At 63.6% G+C, this 14,388-nt stretch carries 17 protein-coding genes and 1 pseudogene; 3 read left to right on the top strand and 15 right to left on the bottom strand.

The window, feature by feature from the left end; translation table 11 throughout:
* Positions 1-38: 38 nt before the first annotated feature.
* The 6 genes from DAERI_RS04240 to DAERI_RS23290 all read right to left on the bottom strand — a co-directional run bounded on the left by DAERI_RS04240 (position 39) and on the right by DAERI_RS23290 (position 5,944).
* Positions 39-854, bottom strand: coding sequence for a ParB/RepB/Spo0J family partition protein (locus DAERI_RS04240; protein WP_165794063.1), 816 nt, complete (start codon positions 852-854; stop codon positions 39-41).
* 98 nt (positions 855-952) lie between these two features.
* On the bottom strand, positions 953-1,732 hold the full coding sequence (locus DAERI_RS04245; RefSeq protein WP_103128176.1) for a type II toxin-antitoxin system prevent-host-death family antitoxin: 780 nt from the start codon (positions 1,730-1,732) through the stop codon (positions 953-955).
* A gap of 179 nt (positions 1,733-1,911) precedes the next feature.
* Entirely contained in the window at positions 1,912-2,751 is an 840-nt protein-coding gene (locus DAERI_RS04250) for a hypothetical protein (protein WP_133161954.1), read from the bottom strand.
* 617 nt (positions 2,752-3,368) lie between these two features.
* Positions 3,369-3,896, bottom strand: coding sequence for a hypothetical protein (locus tag DAERI_RS21910; protein ID WP_133161955.1), 528 nt, complete (start codon positions 3,894-3,896; stop codon positions 3,369-3,371).
* On the bottom strand, positions 3,893-5,152 hold the full coding sequence (locus tag DAERI_RS04260; protein WP_103128179.1) for a hypothetical protein: 1,260 nt from the start codon (positions 5,150-5,152) through the stop codon (positions 3,893-3,895). Before DAERI_RS04260 ends, DAERI_RS21910 begins: the two co-directional genes overlap by 4 nt.
* Positions 5,153-5,629: 477 nt before the next feature.
* Positions 5,630-5,944 carry a thioredoxin family protein gene (locus DAERI_RS23290; protein WP_103128180.1) on the bottom strand — a complete coding sequence of 105 codons (315 nt, stop codon included), beginning with the start codon at positions 5,942-5,944 and terminating at the stop codon, positions 5,630-5,632.
* A gap of 670 nt (positions 5,945-6,614) precedes the next feature.
* On the opposite strand from DAERI_RS23290, the gene DAERI_RS21915 reads away from it, so the two are divergent.
* From DAERI_RS21915 to DAERI_RS04270, 3 genes and pseudogenes are all read left to right on the top strand, one after another.
* Complete coding sequence (locus DAERI_RS21915; protein ID WP_133161956.1) at positions 6,615-7,292, top strand: hypothetical protein; 678 nt, start codon at positions 6,615-6,617, stop codon at positions 7,290-7,292.
* A gap of 114 nt (positions 7,293-7,406) precedes the next feature.
* Complete coding sequence (locus tag DAERI_RS21920) at positions 7,407-7,970, top strand: hypothetical protein (protein WP_133161957.1); 564 nt, start codon at positions 7,407-7,409, stop codon at positions 7,968-7,970.
* Between the two features lie 59 nt (positions 7,971-8,029).
* Positions 8,030-9,124 (top strand): annotated as a pseudogene (locus DAERI_RS04270) (IS4 family transposase).
* On the opposite strand, the gene DAERI_RS04275 reads toward DAERI_RS04270, so the two are convergent.
* The 9 genes from DAERI_RS04275 to DAERI_RS04310 form a co-directional block, all read right to left on the bottom strand.
* Complete coding sequence (locus DAERI_RS04275) at positions 9,115-9,675, bottom strand: dihydrofolate reductase family protein (protein WP_165794064.1); 561 nt, start codon at positions 9,673-9,675, stop codon at positions 9,115-9,117. The pseudogene DAERI_RS04270 and the gene DAERI_RS04275 sit on opposite strands and share 10 nt — an antisense overlap.
* Before the next feature lie 187 nt (positions 9,676-9,862).
* A complete protein-coding gene (locus DAERI_RS04280; protein ID WP_103128182.1) occupies positions 9,863-10,381 on the bottom strand; it encodes a hypothetical protein in 519 nt (172 codons plus the stop codon).
* Between the two features lie 39 nt (positions 10,382-10,420).
* Complete coding sequence (locus tag DAERI_RS04285) at positions 10,421-10,744, bottom strand: hypothetical protein (protein WP_103128183.1); 324 nt, start codon at positions 10,742-10,744, stop codon at positions 10,421-10,423.
* Entirely contained in the window at positions 10,741-11,073 is a 333-nt protein-coding gene (locus tag DAERI_RS04290) for a hypothetical protein (protein ID WP_103128184.1), read from the bottom strand. Before DAERI_RS04290 ends, DAERI_RS04285 begins: the two co-directional genes overlap by 4 nt.
* A gap of 249 nt (positions 11,074-11,322) precedes the next feature.
* A complete protein-coding gene (locus DAERI_RS04295) occupies positions 11,323-11,979 on the bottom strand; it encodes a hypothetical protein (RefSeq protein ID WP_103128185.1) in 657 nt (218 codons plus the stop codon).
* A gap of 31 nt (positions 11,980-12,010) precedes the next feature.
* Positions 12,011-12,262 carry a hypothetical protein gene (locus DAERI_RS04300; RefSeq protein ID WP_103128186.1) on the bottom strand — a complete coding sequence of 84 codons (252 nt, stop codon included), beginning with the start codon at positions 12,260-12,262 and terminating at the stop codon, positions 12,011-12,013.
* 486 nt (positions 12,263-12,748) lie between these two features.
* A complete protein-coding gene (locus tag DAERI_RS22285; RefSeq protein WP_164973340.1) occupies positions 12,749-12,925 on the bottom strand; it encodes a hypothetical protein in 177 nt (58 codons plus the stop codon).
* A gap of 57 nt (positions 12,926-12,982) precedes the next feature.
* Entirely contained in the window at positions 12,983-13,243 is a 261-nt protein-coding gene (locus tag DAERI_RS04305; protein ID WP_103128187.1) for a hypothetical protein, read from the bottom strand.
* Positions 13,244-13,323: 80 nt separating this feature from the next.
* Positions 13,324-14,277, bottom strand: coding sequence for a hypothetical protein (locus DAERI_RS04310; protein ID WP_103128188.1), 954 nt, complete (start codon positions 14,275-14,277; stop codon positions 13,324-13,326).
* Between the last annotated feature and the right edge of the window lie 111 nt (positions 14,278-14,388).

A 14,388-nucleotide genomic window follows, 5' to 3' on the forward strand; every position in this document is an offset into this window, starting at 1 on the left:
CCGGGAAGAGGCGGCCGCTGGAATAATGTTATTCAGCCTCAGTCGCTCAGGAGTTCGTGCAGTCGGCGAATCAGCCGCTCAGCTTCCGCGCGCTGCTTCTGCGGGAGCTTCCCCAACCGCCTGGGGGAAATCTTTCGGCGCAGGCTCAGGAGCTGCGCGTCGGCGTCTCCGCGGGCGGTGGGTTTGAGCTGGGCCACGACGTCCGTGAGCGAGGCATGGCTGTGTTCTTCTTCCAGAGTCCGTTTCAGGAGGGCCTCGTGATGCTCCTGCGGAGCGCGGGCGATCAGCAGCGCCTTGGTGTATTCGAGTGCTCCCGTCTGCACGGCCTCGACCAGGGTCTCCGGCAACCGCAGGGCGGGGAGCCCGTTGGTGACGAAGGATGGCCATTTCTCACGACCGAGCTGGGTGAAGAGGTGTTCGAGCTGGGCGACCTGCTCAGGGTGACTCCCCGGCTGGCGGCGCAGCTCCTTGAGGCGCCGTATCGCCTCCTCGGGTGTGATCTCGAACAGGGCCGCGACCAGGCGCAACTTGTAGCTCACCTCGTCGTAACGGTTGAGGTCCTCGCGTTGCAGGTTCTCGACGGCAGCCAGGAGTTCGACCTGCGAGTCGGTCAGGGTGCGGACCCGGACGGGAACACTCGGGAGTCCAGCGAGCCGGGCGGCACGCCAGCGGCGCTCTCCGTACACGATCTCGAAGTGCCCACCCTCCAGCGGCCGCACCATCAGCGGCTGGAGGACGCCCTCCTGGCGGAGGCTCTCGGCGAGCGCCTTCAGGCTCTCTTCATTGAAGAACCGCCGGGGCTGCCGGGAGTTGGGCTGCAGGGCATCTATGGGGAGCTGCTGAACCTCTCCCACTTCGCCATCCTGGGCTGGGACCGCCCCGGAAAATTCGAGTGACCGGCTGAGCAGTGCCCCCATACTTGGAGCCTTGGGCTTTTTGAAGGCGTTTCTGGTCATGCGCCGCTCCCCAGCGCCTGCTTGATCTCCTGCCAGATCTCGTGGAACTGCGAGAGTTCGGCGGGAGCCTGTCCGAAGACCTTCTCGTAGGCGCTGAGCGACTTCACGACCGTATTCAGGCGCGGATGGGCGTTCAGCGCCTCGTTCGCCTCGTGGGCCATGCCCTTCCGGGAGTCGAACCGGTTGAGGATAATCGCGTAGTTGAAGTTGTCCAGTGCCGCTTCGAGGTCGGCCAGGAGTTCGAGCGTCGTGGCGAGGCGGTCGACATCCATACCGGTGGGCAGCACGGGCACCAGCACCACGTCGGCCACCGTGGCGGCACTCTTGAGGATCTCGCGGTTGTTGGGTGGCGTGTCGATCAGAACGGTCACGCCCGTCTTGGCCAGCTCGCGTGCTTGACGCATCAGCGTGTTGCGCTCGGCAGGAATGACCTTGAAGGGGAGGGTCAGCCCCTCGGCAGCCGCATGCTGTTGCCAGCGAAAGGCGCTCACCTCCTCGTCGGCGTCCAGAACCACCACCTGGTCACGCTCCTGCGCGATCGCAGCCGCGAGGTGCATGGTCAATGTGGTTTTGCCCACGCCCCCCTTCAAACTGACCACCGCGATGATGCGGGGGGCGTCGGCGTCAGGTGGCTCGACGGCTGCACCAGGGACGATGGTCGCGACGGCCTCACCGTGCTTGGTCACGACCAGCGGCTGCCCGGTTGTTCCCACCTGACGCAACATCTCCGGGAGCTCCTCGCGCAACGCCCGGATCCCGACGGTTTTGGGTGCCATAGCAGGAGTTTACACGTGTGTACACATCGAGGCAAGCCCTGAATAACGTAATTCAGGGAATGAGCCTCCCTCCGTCCCGTGAGGGAGCTGTCCCGGCGGGAATGAACCCGGCCATCCAGGAGCAAAGGAGTTCGAATGCCTTGCGGGCGCGAGGCCATCTTCCGGCAGCCGCTGGCCCGTCAGACAGGTCCTGGTCCCGCCTCACTGGCTGTGGGTTGCGTCAGTCGCACCCACCCCTCCTCGATCAAGGCTGCAAAGTCACGGGCAGACGTGTCCCAGCGCACCCACTGGTTGGGATAGAAAAAACGCTGCTCGTGCCGCAGCGCTTCCCCCTGTCCCTCGAAGCGCCACATGATCGCCACGCCACTGGGACTGGTCCGCTGCCAGGGAGCGCAGAGCCCTCCGGCATCCACCTCCACGAAGAGCAGCGTGTGCGTGTCCATCTCCAGGTGCAACATGGCCTCACCGCTGCACGCAATGCCGGATGGATTGTAGGAAACGGCCTTGCGCCCGGACAGCGCGGGCCGCCCCAGGTGTTTCGCCAGTCGCTTCAGGTAACGCCGCGCGTCCTGTTCAAAGGCTTTTTTTGCAGGTTCGTTGTAGCTGATGGTGCCGCGGGCGTCCGCATAGGTTCCGAGGAGCACTTCGCCCTGCTCACTCTGCCAGGCCCGGTGGACGAAGTGCTCGGCACGCCGACGCCAGCGTCCCTCATCTCCCTTGAGAAACAGTGGGGCAGGGGAGAGGCACTTCAGGAAGTTGGCGCTGACCTGACAGGGTTCTGGGTTCCGCGTCTCGCTGACAGGCCCCATCAACAGCAGGTCTTGCCCGTAGCAGAGGCCTGGGTCGAGTGGGGACAGGGGCACAACGAAGGCACAGGTCATGCCTTGGATGGTCACAGCCAGGTAAGCCTCCCTGGATCCGACCTCCACCAGAGTGATCTCACTGCCCGGCTTTTTGCGCTGCTCGAAGTACTGCGTCAGTGCTTCCTGTACACGACCCTGGGTACAGAGGGTAACCATGCCGCCTGTTGCCCCCCGCCTGGGCGGGGGAGGGCCAACGGCATTAATCCGCGGCGTCAGGGATCGCAGGGCGTTCCTCAACCGATGCGAGGCACAGCAGGTAGGCCAGCATGCCCAGCCGCCGCGCGTCCATCACCGCCGGATCGCTCGCCTCACAGTGTTGGGAGGGCTCCAGCGCCCGGCTGGGCCGGTAGATCCCGCCTCGTGGAAAACACTGCCTCTGCGCTTCCAGGAAACCCCAGGCCCATTCCAGGGGCAGGGGCGTTCGGTGCTGCAACCAGAGCGTCCAAAAGGGAGGCACGGCCGCGTGGAGAGGCAGTTCCCGGACGAACTCCCATAGGTCGGCCTCGCCTACATACACGTCGAGGCGCGCGAGGTTGCTACCAGGTTTGCCCCTTATGTGGATAGGCGCCGGACCGAAACGGCTGTACGCGTAATAGATTGACAGTTGTACGAGTTGCGGCGCGACTGCAGAGAGAGGAGAGGAGCCGACCATATTAGCTTTACACCCGTTAGGGTGAGGCTCGCTTATTACACCTCTATCGGGTAGCCACTCTCATACTTAACTCTACAAATACTGTCTGCTGTTGACCTGGGGCAAGACCGTAGCCTTAACGTCAGTCTTTCAACTGTATAAGCTCTTTGTCTATAGCTTCTAACTCTGACGCGACTATAGCTAACTTAGCGTTCCGTTCAGCCCACGCTGTTTTGAGCTGTTTAAGCAGCTCCAATTCTTTTATACGGTTTTGCCGCTGCTCCCGAGCATCTTCCTCTGCTAGCTTTTCCACGGAATTGGGCGGTGAGGAGTACATGTACTTCTGTTCTTCAAGCTTGCCGCGAAGCTGTTCAATGCCTCTCTCGTACTTAGAAATTCTGCTTTCCAGCCAAGTTCTCCAATGATGATCGAGGTCCGGCTTAGAGAGTTCGTATTGCAGGAAGTAGAGGCCCTCATACCCCGCGTCCAAACTCCTGGCAAGGGCCTCGGGTGTCTCATCATCGACTGACTCTTGTAAAGCCTTGGTCGCCAGTTCCTCGTACTTAGCCCTGACTCGCTGGTAGTAAGAGGCCTCGGACTGTGTTGCCGTGGTCTCCAGTTCGTCCAGCACTTCCAGGTATTGCTGTGGGGTCGGGAACGGTTCGGTCATGCGGCCCTCCGTCTTCTGTGCAGCGCTTGAATCATCCTGGAGAACTGCTGCGTGTCGATCTCCGCATCCAGCAGGCGTTGCAATGCGTCTTCAAGCGTTGCTCGTTGGGTTCGCAAGTGTCCACCGTTGGTCGTGGGTACGGTGCCATGCGAGTGGGCGAGTTCACGGGCAGCTCGACGCCACAATGGCCCCTCCTTCTCTGCCAGCCGCAGGTAGTGGTAGATGAGCAGCGAGGGTGGGACGACCGGGAGCATTCGGCGGGTCGTCCCCCAGGGCACGTTCAGCACGTCCGCCATGCGCTTGCGTTCCACCGACTGGTCCCGAACAACGGTCGCGTCGAGACCAAACGCTTCCAGCGAGAGCTGGACGAAGGGCAGATGGGTGGTGACGGTCCGGCCGTACACCTGAATGGGTCGCCCATCCGTAAAGACACTGGGCATGGCCGCCGCCACCAACTCGTAGACGGAGTAGGGCGACAGGGCGACAAACGCGGCCGCCCGCGGGTGCCATAAGGAGAACTTGGCGGCCAGCCCGTCACGAGCTTCCTGCGATGGCAGCCGGTCGAACAGAGCCTGAACCTTCCGGCACAGATCCCCCAGCGGCTCCAGGTCAAGGCCCTCATGGTGTAGGCCGATCTCGATCTTAGCGCCAGTGACCAGCAGTTCCGCCAGTGGGTAGAAGGGGGAGGCTGCCTGAACGCGCTGCGCGGCCAGGTAGGGCTTGTCGAGATGGAGGAGCGCCGTGGTCTGAATCCACGCGGATGTGGCGTCGTGAAGTTCGCTTTTGGGACGCCAGTTCCTCATCAGGCTGAGGATGTCGTTAGCGGCATCCCTTTTGTGCGGATCTAAAGAGATCATCAGCAGTTGCAATGCCCGGTTCAGCACGTCGTAAGTGCTTCGCGGGCACGGCGCGATTTCTTCCTCCGGGTCAAGGAGCCCGGACAGGGCCCGGGCGTACTGCCAGGTGACCATCGCGGGGGCGTCCTCCGGGTGGCCCTCCTTGAGCAGGTCGATAATCTTACGTGCGCTAAAATCTTCACCCCGCATGAGGTGAATACCGCAACAATTCAGGGCGGCGTAGTGTTTCTGCCGCGGGTTGGAAACGGGGATCGCGGTGACCTTCTGGTACTCGGCGTAGGCCTCTTCAGTACGTCCCAGATGGGTCGCTGCAAGGGCATAACTCATCCTTGCGGCGGAAGTAAGGTTAATCGCCTTGAGCGGCAGGCTGAGGTAGATGGCCTCAGCAGCGTACTGCAACGATTTAGGATAATTCCTAAGCAGCGAGTGCAGACTGCACAAGTTATAAAGAATAATAACTTCTGTTTCTAAGGAGAAGTCATCCCTCGGCCCACTCCGTCTAATTTCACAAAGGCACTCCTCCAACGTATACACTGCCGGATGAACTTGGTACAACTCGCTCGTCGAAGCCTCAAGTCTTGACCGAGCTTCACTATGTACCAATGTTGCCATTGCGTAACAGCGGATGGCGGGGTTCGCACTGACAAGGCATTTTTTTAAATGTGGGAGCGCTTCGTCGATACAGTCGGCGTATTCAAGAAGAACCGCACGCCGGAGATGCGCGATATCAGAGTCAAACTTTGAGAGTCTGGCCGCCGACTCTTGGAAGGATAGGCCCTGATTTCTCTCCGAGATCCTCCAGCGGGACCACAATTCTGGGGAAAGCAGGTGATCGCCATGAATATCAAAATTGATGTCGTCCATACCTCTCGCACCTTATATAGCGAGAAGCGAAGCAACCCTTTCCTTGTAAACACGGGCGGGTTGGGCACCGTAAATTACATCGATGGGTTCCCCATTTCGGTAGATGACAACAGTAGGGTACCCAGAGATGTGATTGGAAAGCGCTGTGCGTATCTCCTGCTTCGCGTTCACAGAGCCAAAATGAATGGTAGGACTGAATTCCCGAGATAGCTCTTCGAGAATCGGAGTTACCACCTTACAAGGTTGGCAAGTGGGTGACCAAAAGTCGATTACCCATACGTCCTGTTGGACGCTTTCCTGAAAATTGTGGTCCTGAAGCGTAATCATGCTCGACCTCAGGACTTTGGCCTGATGGTGTCAGGGCAACTCTTCGAACAATCCCAGTCCCCTCCGGCGAGTTGACCGTGTCCTGCAAACCCTTGCGACGAGTGAGCCGCGCACTCCACTCTTCCGCATCCCCACACCACGGCGTTCAGCCCTGGCGTCGTTCGACTGCTCATACCCTCCATCTGGACGGGAAGGACCAGAACTCCGACAAACAAAGCAAAGACAAGTTTGGCCTTCACAAAAACCACCTCGACTGGTGTGGGCCTCTCGGTAGGAGGGTACCGAAAGCCGGTGGGGGAGAGAGTGACGTGTGCCGACCCAGAAACTGTAGCACCGTATGGCCCCTTGTTCCGCACTTGTTGGGCTTTTGTTGGTGAGTATCTGGCTCCCTGTTGGACGCCAAAGAGCGGTTGCCCACTACCCTGTCCTTGATGGTGCAGCACCCTCAGTGCCACCAAGCTCTGGGAAAGTGCCTCATAACACCAGCCTCATCTCGAGCGAATCTACTTCTTGTCCTTGCTGGGCACGGCAGGCCTATCCCTACATGAAGGCAACTACAGAATTTTCTCCTCACCCTCAAATCCTGCCCGTTCACCTGGGATCGCTGTATGGTTCGTGGTTCAGAGGGGATCGGAAGATGCCAACGGTATCTGTTCCTGCACTGTTCGCCGTGCAGCAAGCGGCCCAGCAGAGTGGTCGCAAAGTCCTGACACTCGCGTTCGAGGACGCACAGCTGGACACTGTGATTTACACGGATGGACCTAAAATTCTGACCATCCGAAACTCCATGGCGCCCATGTGGAGTACGTTGCTCTTGCGTGCTGGTGTGCCCTCACGGGCATTAGCAGAAGCGCGCCAACGCAACGCTACGCTGTCCAAGGCAGTACAGGACTTGGTAGACGCCGGAAATCTTCCCGTTGGGGATGCCGCGCGCCTCGCCCACGAACGGTTGATGAGTGCCCTGGTGCCGTTGTACTGGCATCTAGCAACGGCCGAGATTCGTTCCGACGACTTCGACGACCCCAAAGATTTCGTCGCCCACACGGACGCCCCTTCTGCCCTCACAGAGGCAGGGTGGTACGCCCTGACCATGAAGGCAGATCAACGCGCGTTCCTGCCGTCCGATCGGTTCAAGACGCCTCTAGTACGGCTCATCGAGCATTCCCATACCCCCCTGGGCCTAATCTGGAACGGCCTGCGAAGAGGCTCGAGCCTGGGTGAAATAGCCCGGCGCCTTCCATTCCGCTGGGATACCCTCACCGGACACGTCGCGGAGTTAATCGCCCGTGAGGTTCTCAAGTCGTGGGCAGAAGCTCGGTCCTCGTCAACAGAGGGGAGAGGCGACTGATGTGCTGCTCGGGCCTCACGCACTGACCACTCATCCAGGCTGAAGCGATTCATCTGCGCGCTTTCCTCGTTGCCTCTCAACTTAGGAGACCTTATGCACCTTCCGCTAACACCCTTGACAGCTCTCCTGCTGGGTCTCGCCTTGAGCGGGTGTGACAACTCGAAGGCTGCTACCGAGACAAATTTCGCCAAGGCCATTCAGGCTTACGAGAAGGGACATCCGGGGGATCTGTGCGGCGACTTCTACGGGGTCAAACTCTCACCCATCGGGATCGATTTCAATGCCGACATCGTCAAGAACAGCGGTTTGGGAGCATATAAAACGCTCCAACGTTTGGGTTATGTTGCCGTTGAAAAGTTCCAGCCGCCGCTCCTTGGAGCAGAACCAGTCCTACGAGTGAAACCCACGCAGAAGTTTAACAATGAGGTCGGCGTAGCGGCGGGCGATCGAATTCACAGTTGTTATGGAACCTTCACCTTTAAGAACGTCAAGAAAATTATCAAGAACACTAATTCAGCAGAGGTCGAGGCTGCCGTCACCCAACAGGCCAAGGCGGCGTGGACTAAAAACCCTGAGCTAGTTCAGCTCTTCAACTTCCAGGTGCCAGCTTCTGAAGGCACCCGCACCTACTTCATGGCGCTCGAAAGAAACAACTGGGTGGTCAAGGCTGTTCGCTGACTACCCCTCAAAACGCTAGGTGAGTGTAAAAAGTCGGCTCCAGTACGGTGTTCTCTGCGATGAAGACACCTGGAAGCCGACCCCCACACGATACCCTGCACGCCACCCTTAAGGCCGCCTTTCCCGTGGATGCCCGCCGCCTCACTGTTCTGGCCGCCCTCGTCCTCGCAATGGGGCAAGCCCGCAGCTTGGTCTTGTCCGCCCTCAAGAACCATGGCGCCCGCCCAGGAACGCGCGCCATGCGGTACCAGCGCCTCCTGCGCTCCGTCTAAGTCACGCTCCCTGATGGCCTGTCCACCACCTTCGTCCTGAAGCTTCTGCCTCCGGGCGACCTGTGGCTGATCCTCGACCGCACGAGTTGGAAGCTCGGCCAGAACGACATCAATATCCTCTTGCTCTTGGCCTCCTGGAAGTCGTTCAGCTTCCCCCTTGTGTGGACCCTGTTGCCCCCCGGCGGTTCCAGCGCACACTCGGACCGCCAAGCCCTCGTAGAGCGCTTCCTTGCCGTGCGCGGCGAGCGGCGCGTCGCGGGCCTGCTGGGAGACCGCGAATTCCTGGGCAGGCGGCGGTTCACCTTCCTCAATCAGCACCACAGTGCGCCCTGCATCCGGTTGAACGCCACCTCGAAGATCGGTGGTGTCCCGGTGTGGGCCTGCTTCCGCAAGCTGACGGTCGGCGAGGTGCGCGTCGGGTACAGGCGGGTCAACGTTTACGGCGTGAAGTTGCAGGTCCTGGCGACCAGGAACGCCGCTGGAGAGATGTTATCTCTGGCCTACCGTGGCTGGAGCGGGCAGAACCTGCGGCGGTACGCCGAGCGCTGGCAAACGGAGAATCTGCACGCGGCGCTCAAGACGCGCGGCTTCAACCTGGAAGACACCGGCCTCACGCACGCCACGCGCCTCTCGACCCTGCTGGTGGCGGGGTCGCTGGCGTTCGTGTGGGCATGTCTGACAGGCGAGATCGAGGTCACCAAGCAGGGGGTGAAGCGCAACAAGCATGGCTACAGCGAGATCAGCGTGTTCCGGCTGGGCCTCGACACCCTGCAAGACCTCCTCCTGCACCCTTCACCCGCGTCCTGGCACACTCTCGGCCACTTCATGCACCCGTTTGAAGGAAGCCAGACCACGGTGTCCTCCGCCCCATCTCAAGAGTGAGGGGGAGGGCCCGCTGGCCGGTAATCGAGCAGGACCACACGCCGATCCAGCACTTGGGTCTCAAGCAGCTCGAACTGCAGGTCGGGATAGCCCTCGAACGCCGGTTCGACACCCGTTGTCGGCACGACAAGCGGGCACAGGATGAGCCGCAGCCGATCAACGAGGCCAGCGGCGGTAAGTTGTCGGATCAACGACAAGCTGCCCACGATACGGACCTCGGGGCCGCCATCCCCCTTCCACTCCCGTACCCGGTCCTCCAGATCGCCCCGCACGATGTCGAGCGTGGGCCAGTCAACGTGGTCGAGACGGCTGGAGACGACCCAGCCGGCTGTCTTCGTCATCTTGACGTAATCGTCGTCTCTCGCCTCATCCGGCAGGCCTGCCAGCAATTCGTAGGTGTGGCGGCCGAGCAGGTTGCGGTGCGGCTGGTCGGATTTGTCCGCAAGCCAGCGCGCAAATTCAGGGCCATTGAAGCCGTAATAGCCTGGCGAGCGGGTTCCTCGCGCGAATCCGTCGATGCTGAGGATCAGTTCTGCCACCAGTTCGCTCATTCGCTCACCTTGGTGTTGTGTGTGACGTCTGGCTTGCGTGTGGAGTGAGTGTACATGACTCGTCCTCGCCCACCTCATGCACCGTTGTGAAGGGTCGTCAGGGCTGTTCGCCCATGAACCTTTGAGCCCTGCCACACGACCGGCAGGGGCGGCGCCCTTTCCACGCAACATCAGGAAGGATCTAGCCTTACGTCAGGAACGTGCCCAGAGCCGCGCTGAGCAGGATGATCCCCAGGATGAGGACCGCCCACACCACCAGGGTGTGACGCAGCGCCTGTCTGAAGGTCACGCCGTTGGCGAGCGCCAGGCCGTGCACGAACACGCCCCCGGCCACCAGGCTGCCCAGCACCGCCAGCGGCCCGCCCAGCCCCACCACGAGGCTCAGCAGCGTGGCCAGGATGACCGGCACCAGGCTCAGGGCCGTGATGGCGCGAACCTCGTGCCGTTCCGTCGCGGCGCCGAAGCAGCGGCTCAACCCGGTGAACAGCCAGGGAAACAGGCCCAGGGTCAGGGCCCCGTTGACCACGGCGGCCAGCAGGGCCAGCGAGATCAGGCCGGTGTTCAAGGTCCCGAAGCGCGGGTCACGCACGCTCAGGCCCACCAACGTACCGGCCAGGACATACCCGGCAAACGCGAGCAGCGTGACCGGGGTACCCTGGCTCTGGATGACGTAGAGCTGATGCTCGGGGGTGAATGGCGTCGTCATGCCCGCAGTGTGGCCACGGGTCAGGTTGGAGGGTGCGCCTCAGTCGGTGACCGCACCCGCCACGGCAAGCGTCCCGGCAAAAACCAGGAGACCCACTGCGCAGCCCAGGAGACCAGTCACCAGCACGCTGGCAGCCAAGGCCAGCAGCGAGAAGAGGAGCATCCGGGCGACCTTCTGCCCGGCCGTGGCGTTGGGCAGGACGTGGTGGAGCCCCAGCACGGTGATCACGCCCAGGGACATCAGCAGCATGGGCTGTCCGAGGAAGGCGCTCGCGATCAGGAGGAAAGCCACCAGGGCGCCGTCGGCATTCAGGCGCCAGGCGCGAGGACGGAGGAGGGGAGCCGCGGAGCGAGAGATGGTCATGACGGACCTCCAATCGCCATTATGACCTGCGGGGCGACGCCCGGACCGTGAAAGGACCCGCCCTGTTTCCCCAGCAGGGTCCTCAGGCGGCCATCCGCCAACCCGAAGTGCGCCTCCACGGCGCGCACGTCCGCCTCACCCTGGGGCAGGAGGCACAGCTTGAGCTGCCACACCGTCACGCGCCTTGCCCCCAGCGTCAGGGCGAGGCTCGCCTCGTCCAGGTCGCGCCACAGGTACCCCAGGAAGGCGGGGTGGTGCTGAGCCTGCCAGGCGAGTTCACGCCACCTTCGCGGTGCTCCTGGGCTGTTCGTGTTCTTCCCCACGCTCATGCCCGCACCTCCTGCCGGTGGATCCGCAGGTCGAGGACGGATCGAGGCTGGCCCTGTGGGGCATGGAGCGGCACCGGCCCTCGCTGCCGCGCAACGTGAGACCGGACCTGTTATGGGGAGTCGTGCCACTCCATGCCGGATCCGGCTGAGGACGAGGAGATCGGGAGGCTGCCTCTGGCTGCGGGCTTCGGAACGAGAGGTGACATGCCATGACAAAACCCCCGCACAAGGCGGGGGATGGGGGAGGGCTCACGCTTCGTCTTCCTGTCCAGCCCTCACGTAGAACTTCTCCTGGACAGGCGTCACGCTCAGGCCGGGAAGCTCCACGCGGGTCCCGTCCTCGGTGAGGTGCGCCACGTCACCCTCCACCTTGAGGAGTTGGTTGAGCGTCCTCGTATCGATCCTCGTCACGATCACGCTGTCCAGGTAGGGCGCCTGGGTGAGGATCGCGCGTTCCAGCGTGGCCTCGTCGGTGACCTGCACCCGGCCGGGGGCCTTGCGGATTCCGGCGGTGCCGACGAGGAACTTCACGCTCTTCTTCCGTCCACTGAGCTGCGCGCGCAGCACCCGTTCCGCCTGCGTCCCGAACCGCCAGTCGAGGCCTGCTTCCTCCCGTTCGAGCTCGCGGATCATCGCGGCCGCCTGGGCTTTGACACGGGCGATCTTACTCTGGATATCCGCCTTCTTCCCCACGAACCACTCCAGCCGCTCGACCGTGTCGATCTGGAAGGCAGGTTCCGGGGCGGTGGACATACCCGCTTCCTGCTCGTAGCCCATGATGTCCTCGTAGAGGGCGTGGAATTCGGCATGCGCGGGGTGGTCAGCCTGTCCCGCCCCGGCGCACCACAGCTCCTGGATGCGGGCGAGGGAGGCGGAATAGGTGGTCTCGTTCAGGGCGTTTGGCACGGGGCACTGGCCCCCGCGGCAGCGGGGAGGGTCAGGCCTGTTGCAGGACCTGCGCCCGCACCAGCAGGTCGCCCGGGTGGGGAAAGCGCCCACGCAACTCGGCCAGCCGGGCGTCATAGGCCGCCTCGTCCCAGGGCCAGGCGAGTTGCCGGGTTAGTGCGGCGTGCAGAACCTCCACGAAGCGGCGCTCCAACGTCACGGCACAGAGGGCCGCGATGATGCCGGTGTTCGCGTCGATCAGGAAGACCGGCATGGGGAGTTCCCGGTCCACGGCGGGCAGCACGAAGTCGGGTCCGGCCAGGTGGGGCGTGAAGGCCGCCCCTTTCCCATTCGGTCGCGCCGACCTGGTACAGCAGCAGCAGTTGGTCGGCCTCCGCGAAGAGGGCGAGGCTGATGTGCCGCCGGGCCACCGCCAGGACCTCGTCCAGCCTGGGGTTGGGGTAGAAGAGCAGCAACCCGGGAAGTCCGAAGCGCAGCTTGAACTGCTGCCCCTCGGGCCAGTCGGTCACGTCGGGGTGGAAGGGTTCGCCGACCCGGTAGGTCGTCCGCTCCGGAAGCTGCGGCTCGGTCATGTCCCCGGGTCACCCCACCGGGTGAGGGACCCGCCGGGCGTGAAGGGCACGGATCACACCTCTCCGGGCGACGAAGGTCGGACGGTCGCTGGCCCGGGTCAGCCGGGTCGGACCGTCTTCCTGTCGCCCACGGCACCGGGCGCGTCTCGTTTCTCCCGGCCGGGATCGTCGGCACGCGCTCCCCACGGCAACAGTGGCTACACCCCCGCCCGCTCGCGTGACCCCTGACGGTGGGCCTCGATGCGGCCCAGCGCCCGGTGTTGCTGCGCGGAGGCCGGGTTGACCTGGCCCTCGACGGCCCGCCACTGCGCCACCGGCACCGCCTTTCGCAAGTGGGTGTGCCAGGGATCACACGCGTCTGTGGGGCGGCGCATGCTGGCATACCTTTGCTGGAGGTGCCGCAGTTTCAGCAGAGCCTCGCGGTACGCCTCCTAAGCGGCCTCCTTCAGGGCGCGGCGGTAGGCTTCGGCCTCCCTGGCGTGCCGGGCCTCCAACTCCGCCATGCGCCCACGGCCCTGCGCGCACAACCGCAACTGGTGATCTTCCTTCCGGGTCCGGGTGAGGTCAGCGGCCTGAGGGTCCGCCACCATGCTGGCGCCCAGCCAGAGCGGCATCTGCTCCAGGTGCAGACGGTTGAACTTCGCGGCGTTGTCGCGGCTGGCCTGCTCGGCGGTCTTGGGCGTGCGTGGCACAGCTCAGGCTCCCTCACCGCTCGCGCGTCGGGCCGCGGCCCGGAGGTCTCGCACCGGCCGCCCCTCCTTCCGGGGCACCCTCACCGCCCGTCCCGTTCCGCTTCCAGCAAGCGCACGAGGGTCCGCAGGTGCGCCGCCGCGTCCTCGTCTCCAGGTTCGCCCAGCGCGTAGACCCGGGACGAGGTGCGGGCCACCGTGCCATGCAGGGCCTCGACGGGGTCCGTGACGACTTGCTCCCCGGCGCGGGCCTCCGGATGGTCAAAGACGCGCCCGGTGAGGGTCGGGCGGCCGTCCAGGCCGTCCAGGTTCACGAAGCGCCACGTCTCCAGCCGCGCGTCGGCTGCCGGGGCCTCTCGTAAGGAGGTCAGGTGACGGGCGTCGACCACCGCCCGTGCGAGGGCCAGCGTTTCCGCGCCAGCGGCCAGCCCGCTGATGGCCAGCGCCGCCGCCATGACATCGACCCGGGCCTGGTGGTCCGGCAGCGCGTCCAGCCGGGCACGCAGCTCGGATTGCGAGCGAAGGCCGCAGAGCAGCTTGGCGGCCTGCGTCAACGCTCCCTGGACGATCACCCGAGGGGTGCCGGGGAGGTCGGGTTCGCCCTCCAGTTCGGCGAGCAGGCGCCGCGCCACCTCGGGACGCGACAACTCCGCCCGCAGGGCCTCGTCCGTGGTCTCGCCGAGCAGGCAGACACGCGCGTCAGCCCACACGAGGCGGCTCGGCAGCGCGAGGAGCACGGTCACGTGGACCGCCCGGGTGGGGAGCGCCAGGATGGTCGTCCCGGCCCCCAGGTACAGCAGCGCTTCCTGGTCTCCGACAAAAACGTCGTGAATGCCGCTGCTGCGGCCTCCCAGGTCCAGCGGGACGCCGCCGGGATTGTTCATCCAGGTGTCCTGTCGTCCGCCGTGGTTGGTCAGGTCGAAGGCGGTCTCCGCGTCGGTGGTCGTGACCAGCGCCACCAGATGGAGCGGACTGGTGGCGTCGGCGGAGAGACGGTGCTGGTAGACAGCGTGCAGGACGGGAAGTTCAGTCGGCATGCACCACGGCCACCCGGCAGGGTGAGGGCCACGCGCTGGATGACTGTGGCTTCTCCGGCGCAGGAGTCCTCAAGGTGGGAGCGACCCGGACCCCCGCCCAGCGGGCGAGGG

The organism is Deinococcus aerius, from assembly GCF_002897375.1.
In the GTDB taxonomy this organism is placed as follows: Bacteria; Deinococcota; Deinococci; order Deinococcales; family Deinococcaceae; genus Deinococcus; species Deinococcus aerius.